This window comes from Alteromonas infernus (assembly GCF_902705815.1).
The window spans coordinates 75,380-93,645 of sequence record NZ_CACSIG010000033.1; the positions used below are offsets into that span (position 1 = coordinate 75,380).

17 protein-coding genes and 1 pseudogene are annotated in these 18,266 nt (G+C 45.1%); 7 read left to right on the top strand and 11 right to left on the bottom strand.

Going from position 1 to position 18,266, the window contains the following annotated elements:
* The first annotated feature begins 788 nt into the window (after positions 1 to 788).
* Positions 789 to 1,229, top strand: coding sequence for a hypothetical protein (locus ACX5J7_RS09220; protein ID WP_020746691.1), 441 nt, complete (start codon positions 789 to 791; stop codon positions 1,227 to 1,229).
* Positions 1,230 to 1,451: 222 nt separating this feature from the next.
* Here the strand turns inward: ACX5J7_RS09220 and rlmB are convergent.
* From rlmB to ACX5J7_RS09240, 4 genes and pseudogenes are all read right to left on the bottom strand, one after another.
* Positions 1,452 to 2,193, bottom strand: a pseudogene (gene rlmB, locus ACX5J7_RS09225) (23S rRNA (guanosine(2251)-2'-O)-methyltransferase RlmB).
* Complete coding sequence (gene rnr / locus ACX5J7_RS09230) at positions 2,194 to 4,611, bottom strand: ribonuclease R (protein WP_024017082.1); 2,418 nt, start codon at positions 4,609 to 4,611, stop codon at positions 2,194 to 2,196.
* A 440-nt stretch (positions 4,612 to 5,051) separates the two neighbouring features.
* Positions 5,052 to 5,411, bottom strand: coding sequence for a HigA family addiction module antitoxin (locus ACX5J7_RS09235; protein WP_015068244.1), 360 nt, complete (start codon positions 5,409 to 5,411; stop codon positions 5,052 to 5,054).
* On the bottom strand, positions 5,408 to 5,695 hold the full coding sequence (locus tag ACX5J7_RS09240) for a hypothetical protein (RefSeq protein ID WP_012519927.1): 288 nt from the start codon (positions 5,693 to 5,695) through the stop codon (positions 5,408 to 5,410). Before ACX5J7_RS09240 ends, ACX5J7_RS09235 begins: the two co-directional genes overlap by 4 nt.
* Before the next feature lie 237 nt (positions 5,696 to 5,932).
* Here ACX5J7_RS09240 and ACX5J7_RS09245 point away from each other — a divergent pair, with 237 nt between their 5' ends.
* Positions 5,933 to 7,627, top strand: coding sequence for an alkaline phosphatase D family protein (locus ACX5J7_RS09245; protein WP_024017083.1), 1,695 nt, complete (start codon positions 5,933 to 5,935; stop codon positions 7,625 to 7,627).
* 125 nt (positions 7,628 to 7,752) lie between these two features.
* Here ACX5J7_RS09245 and ACX5J7_RS09250 read toward each other — a convergent pair whose 3' ends face one another.
* The 3 genes from ACX5J7_RS09250 to ACX5J7_RS09260 form a co-directional block, all read right to left on the bottom strand.
* Positions 7,753 to 8,049: a type II toxin-antitoxin system RelE/ParE family toxin gene (locus ACX5J7_RS09250; RefSeq protein ID WP_012519925.1), complete on the bottom strand. Its 297-nt coding sequence runs from the start codon at positions 8,047 to 8,049 to the stop codon at positions 7,753 to 7,755.
* Positions 8,030 to 8,278, bottom strand: coding sequence for a CopG family ribbon-helix-helix protein (locus tag ACX5J7_RS09255; protein ID WP_012519924.1), 249 nt, complete (start codon positions 8,276 to 8,278; stop codon positions 8,030 to 8,032). Before ACX5J7_RS09255 ends, ACX5J7_RS09250 begins: the two co-directional genes overlap by 20 nt.
* Positions 8,279 to 8,510: 232 nt before the next feature.
* Entirely contained in the window at positions 8,511 to 10,874 is a 2,364-nt protein-coding gene (locus tag ACX5J7_RS09260) for a TonB-dependent receptor (protein ID WP_024017084.1), read from the bottom strand.
* A 361-nt stretch (positions 10,875 to 11,235) separates the two neighbouring features.
* Between ACX5J7_RS09260 and ACX5J7_RS09265 the strand changes: the two genes are divergently transcribed.
* Positions 11,236 to 11,517 carry a PepSY domain-containing protein gene (locus tag ACX5J7_RS09265; RefSeq protein ID WP_012519922.1) on the top strand — a complete coding sequence of 94 codons (282 nt, stop codon included), beginning with the start codon at positions 11,236 to 11,238 and terminating at the stop codon, positions 11,515 to 11,517.
* Positions 11,518 to 11,615: 98 nt separating this feature from the next.
* A complete protein-coding gene (locus ACX5J7_RS09270) occupies positions 11,616 to 12,185 on the top strand; it encodes a cytochrome b/b6 domain-containing protein (protein WP_020744403.1) in 570 nt (189 codons plus the stop codon).
* Between the two features lie 113 nt (positions 12,186 to 12,298).
* Here ACX5J7_RS09270 and ACX5J7_RS09275 read toward each other — a convergent pair whose 3' ends face one another.
* On the bottom strand, positions 12,299 to 12,943 hold the full coding sequence (locus ACX5J7_RS09275) for a tetratricopeptide repeat protein (protein WP_015068246.1): 645 nt from the start codon (positions 12,941 to 12,943) through the stop codon (positions 12,299 to 12,301).
* Positions 12,944 to 13,119: 176 nt separating this feature from the next.
* The gene (locus ACX5J7_RS09280; protein WP_012519919.1) at positions 13,120 to 13,371 is read right to left on the bottom strand and encodes a TIGR02647 family protein; all 252 of its coding nucleotides are present in this window, start codon (positions 13,369 to 13,371) and stop codon (positions 13,120 to 13,122) included.
* Between the two features lie 190 nt (positions 13,372 to 13,561).
* Here ACX5J7_RS09280 and ubiD point away from each other — a divergent pair, with 190 nt between their 5' ends.
* Together ubiD and fre are read left to right on the top strand one after the other, a co-directional pair.
* Entirely contained in the window at positions 13,562 to 15,028 is a 1,467-nt protein-coding gene (ubiD, locus tag ACX5J7_RS09285) for a 4-hydroxy-3-polyprenylbenzoate decarboxylase (protein WP_012519918.1), read from the top strand.
* Between the two features lie 99 nt (positions 15,029 to 15,127).
* A complete protein-coding gene (gene fre / locus ACX5J7_RS09290) occupies positions 15,128 to 15,823 on the top strand; it encodes an NAD(P)H-flavin reductase (RefSeq protein WP_015068248.1) in 696 nt (231 codons plus the stop codon).
* Positions 15,824 to 15,885: 62 nt separating this feature from the next.
* On the opposite strand, the gene ACX5J7_RS09295 is transcribed toward fre, so the two are convergent.
* Entirely contained in the window at positions 15,886 to 16,326 is a 441-nt protein-coding gene (locus ACX5J7_RS09295; protein ID WP_015068249.1) for a type II toxin-antitoxin system VapC family toxin, read from the bottom strand.
* On the bottom strand, positions 16,323 to 16,544 hold the full coding sequence (locus tag ACX5J7_RS09300; RefSeq protein WP_015068250.1) for an AbrB/MazE/SpoVT family DNA-binding domain-containing protein: 222 nt from the start codon (positions 16,542 to 16,544) through the stop codon (positions 16,323 to 16,325). The genes ACX5J7_RS09295 and ACX5J7_RS09300 overlap by 4 nt, the downstream gene beginning before the upstream one ends.
* Before the next feature lie 182 nt (positions 16,545 to 16,726).
* Here ACX5J7_RS09300 and ACX5J7_RS09305 point away from each other — a divergent pair, with 182 nt between their 5' ends.
* A complete protein-coding gene (locus ACX5J7_RS09305; protein ID WP_015068251.1) occupies positions 16,727 to 18,133 on the top strand; it encodes a M28 family metallopeptidase in 1,407 nt (468 codons plus the stop codon).
* The last annotated feature ends 133 nt before the right edge of the window (positions 18,134 to 18,266 follow it).

The following is an 18,266-nucleotide window of genomic DNA, read 5'->3' on the forward strand; positions in this document are numbered from 1 at the left end:
GAATCAGGCTGTTGAGTATGTTGCCTTAACCCTGGTGAGCATTTTTAATACCTTTAAAAATGCACAAAAAAAACAACACAACTTATGAAGAGCGCGCCAAATGTGTATTACGAGCAGATTCATGGTAGGAATAAAATTTTATAATTAACATTTAAATTACAATTTGAGATGTAACAAAATATTAATCACCTGTTTAGCTTTTTTATTAAACGAATTCAGCAGTGATTTGTAGATTTCTTGGTCTGGTTTTATTTAATTGGCTGAGCCATTAAGCAATGCAATATTTCAAGACTGGTTAGTAGATATTTTATTTAGTTTGGCGTTGACGAGAGGAAGTTGCTGTGCGCTCGGGCATGAGGTTTAGATACTTATCACCCAGCGGCAATGCAATGGCGGTGTAAAAAAGATCACTACTTAAAAGATAATATGCTAATTTATAAATGAAAAAGCCCACGCTATAAGCGTAGGCTCGTTCGAGTCTTATGTCTTTGGTGGGCTGCTTAAGCAGGGATATCCAAAGCTCTCGTTTGAGATCGTAAGTAATCGAACACCAATTGTCAAATGGTTAATTAAAGGGAATGATTTGTGCCGTACCAGTCTATAGAAAATACGTTGTCTCTGAGCCGATTAACAACGTTTAGAAATGCGGTAGTAAAAAAATAGGAAATGACTGCACTGCTACAACTCTTAAGCTCTACGAATGGAACGCACAGCTTTCTTCCGTGATGTTCTTCCCGCTTCACATATATGAAGTCGTTTTAAGGAATGCGGTTTCTGAGGCTATATCAATGCGCTACGGCGATGACTGGCCAACAAACGTCGTATTCCAAAATTCATTGCCCTACAAAGACAAGCAAGACTTAGTACGACTAACTCAAGATTATCAAGGTGTAGGTAAACTTTTGCCAGAGCTGAAGCTGAGTTGGTATGAAAACATGCTGGCAAAAAGACATGAGGGGCGTATTTGGAAGCCTTTTATCAAACAAGTCTTTCCCAACTCAACGGAAAATACAGTATCTACCATTCGAAACACACTGAAAAACGGTTGCGACATAATCAGGAAGCAACGCAATAGAATTGCTCACCATGAGCCTATTTTTAATCAGCCTACATTAACCCAGCTACTGCCGTTAATTGAAGAAGCCGTGTCATGGCGATGCAAGAAAACCGTCGCTTGGCTTAGAGCTCAAGAAAAAGCGACAGAACTACTAAACAACCCTATTTTTTAATATAAATACTCGTGATAGCAACGGATTGCTACTAACTTATTGCTTGGCAACCATATGCAACGGTTGACGCAACCAAAAGTGCTATTTCAGACAACCAAGCACAGTTTGCATAGATTAAGTAAATATTCTAAAAAGAAAAAAGGCGCGCAACAATCTTTCTGCGTGCCTTTAACATTTCTTATTTTGGAAGCTCTCGCGTCGCGTTCAAACGCTTAGGGAGCATTACAAACCACGCTGTCTCACTATTTCGTACAGGCATACACCTGTAGCTACCGACACGTTTAAACTTGTCACGCTACCAGCCATAGGGAGCTTCACCAACTCATCGCATGTTTCTTTGGTAAGCCTACGCATACCCTTACCTTCAGCCCCCATTACTAATGCAGTTGGGCCTTTCAGGTCTACATCATAAAGGGTCTTATCGGTTTCACCGGCTGTGCCAACAATCCAAAGGCCTTTATCTTGAAGGTGCTTCAAGGTTCTGGCCAGGTTCGTGATTTGAATAAGTGGAACCACTTCAGCTGCACCACAGGGCCACTTTTCTTACTGTGCCGTTTAGGCTTGCTGATTTATCTTTCGGTACTACTACCGCGTGCACCCCTGCTCCATCTGCAGTACGCAGGCACGCACCTAGATTATGCGGGTCGGTAACACCGTCTAGTACCAAGATTAAAGGCTGCGCTTCGCTTTCTAAAATTTTGTCTAAGTCAGCTTCATCTAGCACGCGGGCTGGTTTCGCTCTTGCTACCACGCCTTGGTGTTGCTCACCGCTTACTTTATCATCTAGCGCTTTGCGCTGGCTAAACTGAACAGAGATACCAAAACGGCGGGCTTGGTTAACAATGTTGGTCAAGCGGTCATCGTTCCGACCTTTTAAAACCCACACTTCCATTACACGCTCGGGCTCTTTTTCAAGTACCGACTGCATGGCATGTAAACCGTATAACCATTCTTGCTGCGCCATTTAACGCTTACCTCTTTTATTCAATGACAGTGTTTTGCCGCTGCTACCGCCTTTTGCGCTGCCGCGACTCGACGATTTTCCACCGCTTCGACTAGACGAGCTTGAGCCGCCTTTACCTTTGCTCCCCTTCTTATCAGAACGGGAGTCTTTACCAGAGCGGGGTTTATTATCAAAGCGAGTAGGTTTGTCTGAAGACTTTTTAGCTGTCTTCACTTTTACCTTCTTACCTTTAGTGCTGCGCAGCATAGACTTATCGAGTAATAAATCAATCTTTCTTTCATCAAGGTTTACTGCCGCAACGGTTACCTCGACTGTGTCGCCCAGTCTGAACTGACGATGGCCCGACTCGCCTACTAAGGCTTGTTTTACTTCGTCGTAATGATAGTAGTCGTCATCGAGTGACGTAATATGAACTAACCCGTCGATATGGTATTCCGTTAAGCGAATGAATAGTCCGAAATTAGTGACCGAGCTGACTACCCCTTCAAAGGTGTCGCCTACGTGATCGAGCATAAACTCACACTTGAGCCAGTCGGCCACATCGCGAGTCGCATCGTCGGCGCGGCGCTCGGTCATAGAGCACTGCTCGCCGAGTTGTTCAATTTCTTCTACCGTGTAGTTTTTAGCGCCGCTTACCGCTTTTTTACCTTTCTGCTTAGCAATGATGCCTTTTAACGCGCGATGCACCACTAAATCAGGGTAGCGACGAATAGGCGAGGTAAAGTGAGCATAAGCTTCGAGGGCCAAACCAAAGTGCCCTACGTTTTCACCGTCGTACACCGCTTGCTTCATAGAGCGAAGCAGCATGGTTTGTATAAGCTCTTCGTCTACCCGCCCGCGTGTTTTTAGTACTACATCGGTAAATGCGGCAGGCTCTGCATCTTCAACTATGCGGTGTGGAATACCAATTTCACTCAAATAGCTAGTGAAGGCGGTAAGCCTGTCAGCGTCTGGCTTATCGTGAACACGATAAAGCGCTGGCGCTTCGTGCTTTTCTAGCGTTAAAGCCGCACTTACGTTCGCCATGATCATGCATTCTTCAATCAGCTTGTGTGCGTCGTTACGCACCAAGGGCACAATGTTTTCTATTTTGCGCTGTGCATTGAACACGAATTTGACTTCTTGGGTTTCAAACTCAATGGCACCACGTTTAGCACGGGCTTTTTTAAGTGCTCGGTATAAATCGTGTAGATTGCGAAGATGGGGCACATGAGGTTCATAACGCTGATGCAGCTCTTTGTCGCCTTGTAATATGCCCCACACCTTGTTGTAGGTAAGACGGGCATGAGAGTTCATCACTGCTTCATAGAACTGAAACTCTTCTAGCTTCCCTTGGGCGCTGATCGTCATTTCACACACCATACAAAGCCGGTCGACTTCAGGGTTCAGTGAACACAGTCCGTTCGACAACACCTCAGGTAACATAGGGATAACTTGGTCGGGGAAATACACTGAGTTTCCGCGCTGCTGCGCTTCATCATCAAGGGCAGAGCCCGTTCTTACGTAATGGCTTACATCCGCAATGGCTACCCAGAGCTGCCAGCCGCCGTCATCGAGTGGTTCGCAATAAACCGCATCGTCAAAATCACGGGCGTCTTCACCATCAATGGTAACAAGAGGAAGCTGGCGTAAATCGATACGCCCTTCTTTGGCTTCATCTGGCACCTGATCGGTGAGTTTTTCCACCTGCTTGGTTACGCCGTTTGGCCACTGATGCGGAATATCAAAAGTGCGAAGGGCCATTTCTATTTCCATACCTGGCGCCATATGCTCACCGAGTACTTCAACAATTTTTCCCACGGGGTTCATTTTACGGCGGGGGCGTTGGGTAAGTTCTACCACCACCACCTGCCCCATGCGCGCACCGTTGGTACTTTCGGGCGGAATGACAATTTCATGCTGAAGGCGGCTATCGTCTGGCACAACCATGCCAAAACCTTGCTCTACGAAATAGCGCCCGACTATTGGCTCGCTTCTTGGCTCAATAACTTGGGTAATAAAGGCTTCTTTTCTACCGCGACGGTCGGTGCCGCTAATGCGCGCTTCAACCACGTCATCGTGTAAAAACAAATTCATTTGCCCGGCACTTATGAATAAGTCACCACTTTTATCTTCAGGACGCAGAAAGCCGTAACCATCTCGGTGGCCAATAATGCGGCCTTTTATGATTTCATCACGGTTTTGAAGTATGTATTTTTTCTGTTTGGTGAACTGTACTTGCCCTTCGCGCTCCATGGCGCGTAAGCGGCGCTGTATACCTATTCGGGCTTCTTCGTCGAACGCGTTCACCAAGTTACAAATATCAAGAAACGACAAAGGCTTGTCGTGTTCTTTTAGTAAACTCATTAAATATTCGCGGCTTGCTACCGGGTTGTCGTACTTCTCTTTCTCGCGCTGATAATGCGGATCGTCACTCATGTATTTATAAATTACCTTTTATTTTGTTTACTCAGTAAGCCTTAACCTGCCGCTGACGGGCGTTGCTCTGCTAGTTAATATTCAAACAACTCGTCGTCTGACATCTCAACTAACGTGCTCCTAAAGCTTACTTTATTTGTTCAAGACTTTTTTTATTGTGGTACGCCTTAAAAAATACGTACAAGAAATTTTGATTCATAGATTGTTAGACACACTTACCAAATTTGGTTCATGTGGTTATTTGCTGCACAGTATAACAGTATTTACGGTAAAACATTGGGAGTAATTAAGGCGTGCTGAATTTTGCGGTTTATTGTAATGCAAGCGAAGTTATTACCGTGCTAGGCAATATCTTTTCTTCAATGTCTATAAGCTAATAAGGTTAAAGGGCGCAAGCTCACGTAAGTTATACATACACAGTATAAAAGTTGAAACACCCGCTAGTATATTGGTTTTAAGCTGGGTTTACTTTTTGCGGTTCGATACAAGTCGTAGGCAACCTGATAATGCATCCAAGCCTTGGCACTTATACCGCTTACCGCTTCAAGCTTGCGCGCGAACTCGACAGTTAAATTAGAATGCCCGTTAACAAATCGCGATAAATGTTTAGTCGAGACTTCTAAGCATTGCGCAACCTCTGATTGCTTCAAGGGTGACTTTGCCATGCATCTGCGTTTAAATACTTCGCCCGGATGGGGCCTCTTAAGATGCTCGGGCCGTGATGCTCGCTCTCCTGCTTCAATTAATGCGCAGCCCCTATCACCTTTAGATTCAATGCCTATGTGCATACTTTGTCTCATGGGTTGTACTCTCTATAATCCAGACTGAAACAGTCACCATCGTTGAAATAGCAAGTTACCGCTCCACAAGGCTCTACGCTATTAACTGTAATAGTCACGTACCAAAGTTCGCTTTCTTCGGATCGTACTGCACCGATATCTAGCAAATCAGATATTTGTGATGCAGCGTCTAAATCAAACAACGCATTCCAGACTTCATGACGATATGCTAACACAAGCCATTCATCGTAATCAGATAGCCACATTAAAAGTAGCTTTTGATGTAGGAAGCTTACAATTGCCATCTAACCACCCATAGAAGATTACCACAGAGGTAATCTCACCTCAAAAATATGTTTATATTTTAATCGAACAGGGTTGTGTAAACTTCGATCTAACGTCCAGTTATCGATTCAGTTCAGCCTGACATCTCGATGTCACAAACAATCAGTATAAAAATGGGTTTTCATTTTTGTTGTATGAGCGTTCAACAAAACAATTAATACACTATTTACCCTACCAACTTTATAAAGAGCAGGCATATGGATAGAAGAACGTTTATTAGGCTGTCGTCATTCGCGGGTGCGAGCGTGGCAGTATCTACTGGGCTAGCGGGGTGTACAGTTAGCACGTCAGCAAACAGTCAGCCTCAAACTAAATCGGAATTTACCCATGGCGTGGCCAGTGGCGACCCGTTAAAAGATGCAGTGATCATTTGGACTCGCGCGGTTCCTACATCAAGCTCGGCTTTAGTTAAAGCCGATATTTTGTGGGAAATGGCAAGCGATGCAGCATTTACCGACGTGGTAAGTAGCGGAGTCGTTGAGGCTAAAGCGACACATGACTTTACCGTAAAAGTAGATGTGTCAGGTCTTCAGCCTGCAAGCAAATACTTTTATCGCTTCAAAAGTGCGAATAATGTGAGCCCTGTTGGCGAAACTCGTACATTGCCGGAAGCAGACGTATCTAAGATCACATTCGGCATATTTTCTTGCTCGAACTACCCTGCCGGCTTTTTCACGCCTTATATGGAAGCCGCCAAAGATGACAACATGGATTATGTGCTGCATTTAGGCGACTACATATATGAGTACGATGGAAAGGGTTACGCCACCGAACATGCCAAAGAGATTGGCCGAACCTATGCGCCAGATAACGATACCGAGCTATATACGCTAACCGACTACCGAAACCGCTACGCGTTGTATCGCACCGACGAAGGCTTGCTGGCTTTACATCAAAATAAGCCGTTTATCGTTGTGTGGGATGACCATGAAATTACTAACGACACCTATAAAGACGGTGCTGAAAATCACCAAGCGGATGAAGGCGATTTTTATGAACGTCGCGCTGCGGCAGTGCAAGCCTATTATGAGTGGCTGCCTATTCGCCCGCCATTTGGCACTGAGCGTTTAGAAATCTACCGTCAGTTTACCTTTGGCAACCTGCTTGATTTATACATGCTTGATACCCGCGTTTTAGCCCGGGATAAGCAGCTTGAATACGCCAACTATCGCGACGCTGAAACTAAAGCTTTTGACCAAGCAGGCTTTATGAAAGATATCAGTAATCCTAATCGCGGTCTTTTAGGTGAAACCCAGCGCAATTGGCTACATACCTCTATGAAGCAAAGCCAGGCTAAATGGCAAGTGCTGGGGCAACAGCTATTAATTGGCCGCATGCTATTCCCTGTGTCTATTTTTAACGGCGTTGAACGTAAAGATATTCCTGCACACGTACACAAGCTGGCTAATATTAAGCGCAAACAAATGCAAGGCAATACGCTAAGTGAGCAAGAGCTTGCGCTTATCAATACGGTAATGCCCTACAACTTAGACGCATGGGATGGCTACCCTGTTGAACGTGAACAGGTTCTCATGCAGCTAAAATCCATCGGCAAGCCAGTTATTGCCCTTGCAGGCGATACTCATAATGCTTGGCACAACAAACTAACCCTTAAAGACGGAACGGAAGTGGGTGTTGAACTTGCCACCCCTGGGGTGACGTCACCCGGCATGGAACATTATTTAAGTATGGATGATGAAATGGCAGAAACACTTGCTGATGACCTTCCCCTTCTTATTGATGATTTACAGTATTGTAATCTTCACCAGCGCGGCTTTATGACATTGACCGTTAGCGAGGATGAAGCTAAAGCGACCTGGCACTATGTGGATGCAATTTTGACCAAGGCTGGAAAGGTGGTTAACACGCATAGCTTTGAGATTAAGGCATAGCTTTCTACAATTTTATAAGCGTGTATAGGCTTGAGCCTATACACGTTATTTATACAAGAAGAAGCTATAAACGCTGTTTTACACCTCGCACAATAAGCTTAGTGCTTTCCACAAATAGTGTGTTTTTAATCTGCGCAGGGCCATTGCTGAGCATCATGAAGAACACGTAGTATTTCGATGCAATTTGTAATGATGTTTTCTCGATATATAACGATAAACGGCAGGCCATTAATCACAAGTTCACGCGTATTCTTCAATCGGCCATGACGGCCCGCTCTAGGATGTTCCGATAAGACTAGGTGCGAACTATCAATAATATTCATGACAACGTCAATAGCTACAGAGGGGCTATTTTCTTGAGCAATATGAGCTTCAATTTTCTCTAAATCGGTACCTGCAAGATCAGTCCATTTGAGCTGCACGCTTAGCCTCCCACTTAGCTTTGACATCAGTATGGTCGGTCAAACGTCCCTCATCAGCGGCTTTCACTCCTTTTTCCACCTCTTGGATAAACCACTCTTCGCGAGCAACAAACTGCTTGATGGCTTCGGCCATCAGCCACGCCCTAGGTCTATCCATCGCCTTAGCCATTTCGCCTACACGTGCAAGTGTTTCATCATCTAATCTCACTGAGGTAGCTTTTAAAGGCATGCAGATTCTCCGAGGTTCTTAAAGAATCTTTATTGTAACTGCACTAGCATTAAATGTCTTCTTTCGCTTTTCATCAACAAAGACAGAGTGAAAGACATTATAGTTAAATCGCACCAACTAAAAACAGAGTCTCTGATACTCCTTCTTGTAACCCATATATTTTGAATTACGTCCTATTCCCATCAAAGTAAGGGCATGTTGACGGGAATAGGTAATCTCTTATTCTTTACTTCTAGAACGCGTAATAAACACGCACACCGGCGATGCGTGGCATCCCGCGAACAAAGGTCGGAATCCCCAAGCCACCGCCCGTATTACCAGCATCAATCAAGAATTCTTTATCAAACAGGTTGTTCACGTAAAACTCATAGGCAAACTTGCTGTTGTCTTGAAGCAGCTTCACCGATACATCGGTTAACGAATAGGTATCTTGGGAAAGGCCTGGGTAATTGCTGCTTTCAAAGAACACTTCAGACTGGAAACTGGTAAGCCAGTTAACATCAATGTCGAAGTTATTCATGTTGAATACTTTGTTGATGTTTATCGCGCCGCTAACTTCTGGCGCTAAGCGGAACTTATTGCCACCGTATTGGAACTCAGATCCATCAGCAGTATTGTCTGCAAATTCAGCATCAAGGAAACCAAGGCTTGCTGTTAGCGTCAGCGTTTTGCTGTAGTTATAGGTCGCCATGCCTTCAATACCCGACATGGTCGAGTCGCCTACCGTTACAGTAATCGACTGCAAGGTTTCTGCATCGGTAAAGCTTTGCTGATAATCGCTGTACTCATAAGTAAAAATAGCGCCCGAGAACAGGAAGTTGGCGCTTTGATACTTCACACCCAAATCGTAGCTGTCTACTATTTCAGGTTTAGTAACATTAACGCCACCCGCATTAGCATCAACCACTGGTGAACGGCGGCCCTTGGCGTAGTTCGCGTATACGTTCCAGTTGTTATTAACATCATAGCTTACGGCAAAGCGCGGCAGGGTATCGTCAAAATCGCGCTCTGCATCGAACGTAAATGCACCGTCTGCCGTAGTAAAGGTATTGCGCGTATAGCGGGTTTCATCAATGTAACGAACGCCAGCAGTTACATTAATATCGTCGGTAACAAAGTAAGATACTTCGGCAACATAAGAGGCAATGTCTAGCTCAGCTTCAAATATGAACGGCCCTTGTATGAAAATAGGCGGTAACGCAGGGTTTGAAATAGGTGAACCGTCGGCATTAAATAGCTGTGATACCAACATAGCACGCAGCGCTTCTATTTCTTCTAATGATGCATTGGTTGCAATGTTTTGGTTCAGCGGAATGTTGGAGTTGGCCTCAAGCTGTGCTTTCACTGCATCGAAGGTGCCGCGTATAAATGGGTCTACCATCACATAGTACGGTAAAATCGAATCGTCTTGGGTGATGGACGCACCAACGAATGCAGCCAATTTATCACCCGAGTCATACACCAAACGCATTGATGCGCCTTGAAGCGTAGCGTCGTTATCGAAATAGGCATCTTGAATACGCAAAGCAGAACCGTCGGCGTCAAATCCCTCGCTTACCTCTACATCTTTATAGTAGGCATCGGCATGCAGACTGAGCATTTGGTTGAAATCGTAGTTTACGGTTAAGTCATAAGCTTGAAGCGTTCGTTCAATGCCAAGCTCACCACCTAAACTAAACTCTGCTGCGGTAAATGGGCTGGTGTCTCCGCCGTTAGGCGCAATAGAGCCTGATTTGAACGCAATACCCGGCTGGTCGTTGTACTCCATTGCTGCACGCGCAATGATTTCTAACTTATCATAGCTTGCAAGCCAGGTTGCGCGAAGTGCTTGCACCGATACACCTTGAAGGTCTTCACTATTGCACGGTACCTCTTCACCTAAATGGTTATACATGTTTGCATTACCATAGTAAGAATCAGCGCTACAGGCATTGTTTTCTACAATGCCGTCCATTTCGCGATAAAGCCCAGCTATACGAAAACTGTGGTTGTCGTTAATAGGCTGGTTATACATAAACTCAAGTTCTTGGCCCTGCTCTGAGTTATAGCCAACCTGCACTTTGCCTTCCTGTTCAAAGGTCGGAAGGTTAGAGTGAATGCTTACCGCACCGTTTGCTGCCGCCACACCGAAAAGCGTCGGCTGAGGGCCTTTTAACACTTCAACGCGAGCAATATCGTAAAGCGCGACACTGGCTACGGTTTTCTTGCTGATATCAAAGCCATCTTGATATACCGAGATGCGAGGCGTCGCCGATACCGATGACACATCGTCGGTTACACCGCGAATGTTGAACGACGGTAAGCTTACCGCTTGCTCCTGAATTTGAACGTTTGGCAATATACGAGAAAGCTCATCAAGTTCCATGATATTGGTGCGCTCTAAGAACTCGCTCCCAATGACATCCATAGTTACTGGAACATCCATAACAGACTGCTCACGCATTTGCGCGGTAACGGTAATTTCTTCTATGTAGTCATTCTCGTTTGCTGTATCGGGGGCGACTTCTTGTGCCATTGCCGCGCTCGATAGTGCTAAAGCAATGGTTGTCGCTAGCAAAGTGCGTGGGTAAACAGATAGTGGGTACAGAGGGCGCATCAAATCATTCCTTTCGTGTGCTTATTGGGTGCTTTATGTATTTTTATAAGCATTTCACCGACAGATTGGCGACATTGCTTATTGTTTAGATATATCAAAGCCAAAGAATGTAGAGCGCTTTTGAGACGGTTCGATGAACCATACATGACAAGTTGGAGGCAATTTTGTGACAGCGACTTCTTGCCTCGCTCTATACCAAAATTCAGTTGTTACGCAGTAACGGGTTATATAAATTTTGTGGAATTAATGCTCAACGAAAGTTATCACAAAAAACGCCCCTTTGAATCAAAGAGCAAACTAAGTACACTCATTCCACGTAGGACAGAAATAACTTTTAACTAAAAGCGAAATGGAGACTGCAATGAAAAAATTAATGATGGCTACAGCTATTGGCGCTGCGACCCTATTAAGTGCTTGTAGTGCAGAGCACGGCACTACGCAATGTACTACTGCACCTGAAGCTGAATGGCAAAATCAAGATGCGTTTCAGGCGCAACTGCTAGCGCAAGGCTACAAAATTAACGAGTTTAAAGTAACAGACGGCAACTGCTACGAAATCTATGGTTTTGATAAAGAAGAAAACAAAGTAGAAATTTACTTCAACCCAGTTGATGGCAGCATTGTTAAAGAAGAAAAACACTAAGTTTAGTAAACGACAAACACATCGTTTGCTTTAATGCTTGATAAAAACGCTGCAGGGATACTGCAGCGTTTTTTGTTTTAAACAGAGTAAGCCATATTATGAATACAACAAAAGACACGCCTTCAGATATTTATGTTTGGGATTGGGTTGTGCGCGTTTGTCACTGGGGTATTGTTGCTGCTTTTATTACCAACTACTTTATTGTAGAGCCGGGCCGGCTTTATCATGAAATAGCAGGGTACGCTGGGGTGTCGTTTATTCTACTACGACTTGCTTGGGGCACGCTTCAACAACAAAAGGCGCAGAATAAGAGTGGAGAAATCCCTTACGCTAGTTTTGCCAGCGTATCTTTGAGTAAAAAGGCTTTTATCGAGCACTTTCACCATTTACAGCAAAAGAAAATCCCCACCAGGCACGGTCATAACCCTTTCGGTTGGCTAATGATATTTGCCGTATTCACTCTATTCTTAGGTTTAGGCATTACCGGCTTTATGATGGAAGAGATAGACGCCATGTTTGGCAACAGCACGTTGGAATGGATACACAGCATTATGGCCGATGTGCTTTACGCCTGCGTTTTAGTGCATATTGCGGCAGTGTTTTTAGTACAGTACTTAGGGAATGTTCAGCTTATTCGCCCTATGCTTACCGGGTGGCGAAAACGATAGTGTCTACCCCTTCACCCTGCGGAACGTTTTTGCTCAGTATTTTCCGTGGGTTCACAATAGCTATGCATAACCTTTTAGGCTCAATAACAACAAGTGGACGGTGCGTGACAGCTCTAACTATCCATTGGGCGCTTAGCTTGACGCACCGCCTTCGGGTGCATTAGCTTTTCTAAACGCGCTAGATAAGATGAAATTTGTTGATGCTGTTTTTTATCGTTTGTGACCGAGTTATAAAGCCAGTGATACGCATCTTCATAATCGTAGGGGCTACCGTAACCTTCTAAAAACAACTCAACCAATCGAATTTGCGCTTTTAGGTTTTTAAGTGCAGCGGCTTCGCGTAAATACACCACGGCGCGAGACTTATCTTGTTGTACCAACGTGCCTTTTGCGTAATAACGCCCCAGTTGTTCAAGGGCGGCGGGCAAACCTTGGTTCGCAGCATCTTCCATATAACCAATGCCTCGCGACGGCGCCGCATCAACACACACACCCCAAGCCAACATGTCGCCCCATAAAAATTGGTACGCCGGAATTTTAAGTACGTCTGCTCGCGCTTCAATATCTTGTACTAGCTGGCACCTGTCAGCCACCACCTTGTCTAGATGCGTATTAGCGTTAATCATGTCAATTAACGCGTCTTGGCTGTATAGCTGAACTGCACGCAGCTCTTCTACGGTTTCCCCCTCAAGAGCGTGAGCAGAGAACCCCGTTACCGAAACACAGATAAATAAAGCGGTAGATAGAATACGTTTCATAGCTAAGGAGTAAATATTGATTGCACTGTCTTAGTTAACTTATCGGCTTAGTATAGATTATCTTAACTAAGACATGCCTTTCTTTACGAAAATTGTGCGCTATCAGCTACAACGTTTTTTACCCCTGCACTTTCCGTGGCGCCTATATATCCATATAACAGCAGGTTACGTGTTAATTAATGACTACTTTTCCTGGGGCACAATGCCGATTGGATATGACGAGCGTGATCGGCAAGATCGATACCCAAGTCGGTGAGATAGCCGCCATCGGGCTGAGTTATAAGCCCCTTGGCATAAAGTCGAGACGCGGCGTTTACCATGCTTTGGCTAGCATCGTGATGAATCTTTAGGCCCTGAAGTAAACTGTCTGTAGGAAACTTCAATAACAAATTTAGCTCGTCTAGCATGTCCTGATCGAATGAACTCATGTAACCACCTTAGGCGAAAGGGTTTGTTAATTTTTATAACACTTTGCTATCTCACACCTAAATAGCACCTCTGTAAAGATTAATTTGTCTGTAAAACGTATAATCTTGTATTCGTGTCGCTTACTGATCGGACTTTCACGCTAAATAGTATATTCTTGCCATAAATAAAGTGTGTGGATACGCCAAACAGATGAAGTACAAAGATTTACGCGACTTTATTCGCCAGCTCGAAGCTAAAGGTGAATTGGTACGCATTAGCCAGCCCATTGATACCGACCTTGAAATGACGGAAATTGCCGACCGTACGCTGCGTGCTGGTGGCCCTGCGCTGTTGTTTGAAAACCCTAAAAACCACGATATGCCTGTACTGGCAAACTTGTTTGGTACGCCTGAGCGTGTCGCCATGGGTATGGGGCAAGAATCGGTAGAAGCCCTTCGTGAAGTTGGCAAGCTACTGGCTTACTTAAAAGAGCCTGAGCCGCCGAAAGGGCTTAAAGATCTCTGGGAAAAGCTGCCGGTATTTAAGCAGGTACTGAATATGCCTGCTAAAGTGCTAAAAAAAGCGCCGTGTCAGGAAGTGGTGCTTACCGGTGACGATGTAGATTTGTCAAAAATTCCTGTGCAGCGCTGCTGGCCCGGTGATGCCGCGCCTTTGGTAACCTGGGGGTTAAGCGTTACGAAAGGCCCGCACAAAAAACGCCAGAATTTGGGTATTTACCGTCAGCAGGTGATTGGCAAAAACAAACTTATTATGCGCTGGCTATCACACCGCGGCGGCGCCCTTGATTTTCGCGAGTGGTGTCAAACCCACCCGGGCGAACCCTACCCTGTGTCTGTGGCGCTCGGTGCAGATCCAGCCACCATTTTAGGTGCGGTTACTCCTGTACCGGATACGCTTTCAGAATATGCTTTTGCAGGCTTACTTCGCGGTGATAAAACCGAAGTGGTTAAGTCTATCAGTAACGATTTGCAGGTACCTGCCAGCGCAGAGATTGTGCTTGAAGGTTATATCGCGCAAGATGAAACCGCACCGGAAGGCCCTTACGGCGATCACACTGGGTATTACAATGAAGTCGACGACTTCCCTGTGTTTACCGTTACCCATATTACTCACCGTAAAGACCCTATTTATCATTCAACTTATACCGGTCGTCCGCCAGACGAGCCGGCTATTTTAGGGGTGGCGCTAAACGAAGTGTTTGTGCCTATTTTGCAAAAGCAATTTCCTGAGATAGTGGATTTCTACTTACCACCTGAAGGCTGTTCCTATCGCATGGCGGTAGTAACCATGAAGAAACAGTATCCTGGTCATGCGAAACGGGTGATGATGGGGGTATGGTCGTTCTTGCGTCAGTTCATGTACACCAAATTTGTGATAGTGTGCGATGACGACGTTAATGCGCGCGACTGGAACGACGTTATTTGGGCAATTACTACCCGCATGGACCCCGCCCGCGATACGGTAATGATAGAAAATACACCTATCGATTATTTGGACTTTGCCTCACCCGTTTCAGGGCTAGGCTCTAAAATGGGGATGGACGCTACCAATAAGATGCCGGGCGAGACCGACCGCGAATGGGGTGTGCCTATTGTAATGGACGAAGGCGTTAAAAAACGCGTTGATGATATTTGGGACAGTCTTGGTATTATGTAGCGACTATTTTAAACGCTATTTATTTTGTATTAAAACATGCGCTTTTCTTAAAGCGCGTGTAAAGGCGACACGCTAAGCAAGAAGGTTAGAAGAGAATACATGTCAGAAATTAAGTGTAAGGTTGCAAGCATCACGCCTTTAACCGAAGTGGTACAAAAAGTTGAATTAACGCCAGAGAGTCCTGTTGAGTTTAAAGCGGGTCAGTACGCTATGGTCGTAATGGGCGAAAAAGATATGCGTCCATTTTCTATTGCCAATGCCGCGTTTGATAATGGCCGCATTGAATTACATATTGGCGCAGAGCCAGGTAATAGCTATGCAGGCGAAGTGCTAGAGCGTATGCGCGCTGATGGTGAAATCACGGTAAATGTTGGTAATGGCAATGCCTTTTTGCAAAGCAACGGCCTGCCTATGGTGCTTATTGCTGGCGGTACGGGTTTCTCGTATACCTACTCGATTCTGCAAGAGCACCTTAATAACGACGACAAAACGCCAGTTACCCTTTATTGGGGTGGAAAGCACGCATCGGACTTGTATTTAGCCGATAAGCTAACTGCACTAGCTGATGCTAACGAGCACTTCACGTTTGTGCCAGTTGTTGAGTTTGCCTGCGACGAATGGAAAGGCAGAACCGGTTGGGTGCATCACGCGGTGATGGCTGACCACGCTGACTTTGCCAATATTCAGGTTTACGTTGCCGGTCGTTTTGAAATGGCGAAGGTCGTGCGCGATGACTTTACTCAGCGCGGCTTGAAAATAGAGAACTTGTTTGGCGACGCGTTTGCGTTTATATAAGCCAATTATAGGCGGGGCTTGTTAATACCTAGCGCCATCGAAATGTCGGTGGCGTTTTATTATCAGCAATGAGGTTCAATCATTCCTTCAATTTCCTGAGCCGCTTTGTCAAAGGTAAATACACTAGTAAGGTTGAGCTTATTTCGCTGCGCGTGACGCTTTGCTTTATTGATAACAAGCGCATCAGGGAAGTCTGCTTGTTTCGTTTTCCCACCCGCCTTGATCGGTTTCGCATTAGTAAAGTCTTTTAATGCAGCCCACACTGCCTGACTGTCCTCAAACACAAGATTTGGCTCAGCAAATAACGCATGGATAACCTGTATAACTTTATCTTTATTAAGGTTATAACGCCTTCCTTTTAAGGTCCATACGGTTTCAATTAGTACTACATCTGTAATCAAGACTTTTTCAGAGCCCAAAATTAATTGGCTTGCTTGTATAGCTTGCTTCTCGTCATCTTGTAGCAAGTAACGCAGCAAGACATTTGTGTCTATCGCTATCATTTTTCAATTGCGCTCTGAAGAGATGCTTGGTCACTATAACTCCTATTCACAGTTATGTTTTTCAAAAGCCCTCTTGCCGCTCCAGCTTGTTTCTTAACGATTGAAATAACGCCTTGTCTATCAACAAAACTCTCAACATCGTCGCCCGCATTAATGTTAGCAATGCTGCATAGTTCTGCCGGCAGGGTTATTTGCCTCTTCATGCTTACTTTAGCCATAGCTCTCCAGCCTCGATGTCTATTCACTGTTTGCTAAGCATACACCATTCTTTACTTTTTACCAAAAAGTAAAGAATGTATAATTTTAGAGCTTGCGATAGTTGGTTGGTTTACGTCGTTTACTCCAATTGTAGCTTTGTCGCGTATTGGTTATGGTGAAAAGATAAACGCTGGAGAGAATAATGATAAAAAACCTATCCCCACAGTCTAGACTAAGAACTAAAGCCACAAGTCTTCTGGCATCTACCGTATTGTTAAGTAGCGCTGTTTCTTTCACAGTTCACGCCCAAACCGAACAGCAGCAAGCACTTTACGATATAGCCAAAAACGTTTCTGCCGAAAACATCGAAAAAGACATTACTACGCTGGTCAACTTTGGCACTCGTCACACCCTTTCTGAAACCGAGTCGGATACCCGCGGCATAGGCGCGGCACGGCGTTGGATAAAGTCTGAATTTGATAAAATTTCCGCCGCGTGCGGGGGGTGTTTAGAGGTGTATTATCAGTCAGAGGTAATCAGCGGTGAAAAGCGTATTCCCGACCCTGTTGAAGTGGTAAGCGTCATCGCTATTCAGCGCGGTACGACCGATCCAGATCGCTATGTAATCATGTCTGGCGATATCGACTCGCGGGTGTCTGATGTAATGGATTTCACGTCTGATTCACCGGGTGCAAATGACAACGCTTCTGGTGTTGCGGGTACTCTTGAAGCCGCGCGCGTTTTATCGAAACACAAGTTTAACGGCAGCATTGTTTATGCCGCGCTAGCCGGTGAAGAACAAGGTTTATTTGGCGGGCGCATTATGGCGAAGCAAGCCAAAGAAGACGGCTGGCGAATTAAAGCCGTGCTAAATAACGACATGATTGGCAATATCGAAGGCGTTAACGGTGTTATTAACAACACCACTGCCCGTATTTTTGCTGAAGGTACTCGCGTAACTGAAACAGAAAAAGAAGCGCGCATGCGTCGCTTCACGGGCGGCGAAGTTGACTCGCCTAGCCGTAACCTTGCCCGCTACATTGATAAAATTGCCGATAAGTATATTGAGAACTTAGATACCATGGTGATTTATCGCTTAGACCGATTTGGTCGTGGCGGCCACCATCGCCCGTTTAACGATTTGGGTTATCCGGGTATTCGTATTATGGAAACCAACGAAAACTATACCCGTCAGCATCAGGACCTGCGCGTAGAAGACGGTATAGCCTACGGCGACACCCTTGACGGCGTAAACTTCGATTATGCAGCCAAACTCACAGGACTTAATGCGGTATCGCTTGCGGCCATGGCATGGGCTCCAAACCCACCCGCTAATGTGGAAATTGCTGGCGCTGTGCAGCCTTCTACTACCCTTAAATGGGATGCGTTAGATACCGAACAAAACCCGCAGTTAAAAGGGTATAAAATATACTGGCGTCATACTGATGCACCAAATTGGGAATACAGCAAATACGTGGGCAACGTAACAGAAGCGACGCTTGAGAACGTTGTTATAGACAACTACTTCTTTGGTGTTGCCAGCGTCAACAAAGATGGCGTTGAAAGCGTGGTAGTGTATCCGGGCCCAGCCGGAAGTTTTGGTGAATAAACACACTTAACGCTCGGGTTCTGAAACTTAAGCACTTCAATATGCAAAATATTGATGCTGCTTAAGTTTTGTTAATTTAAAGCTTTATCTCTTTATTGGAATAAAGTGCTTAACTGCATTACAGTGTAGTAAA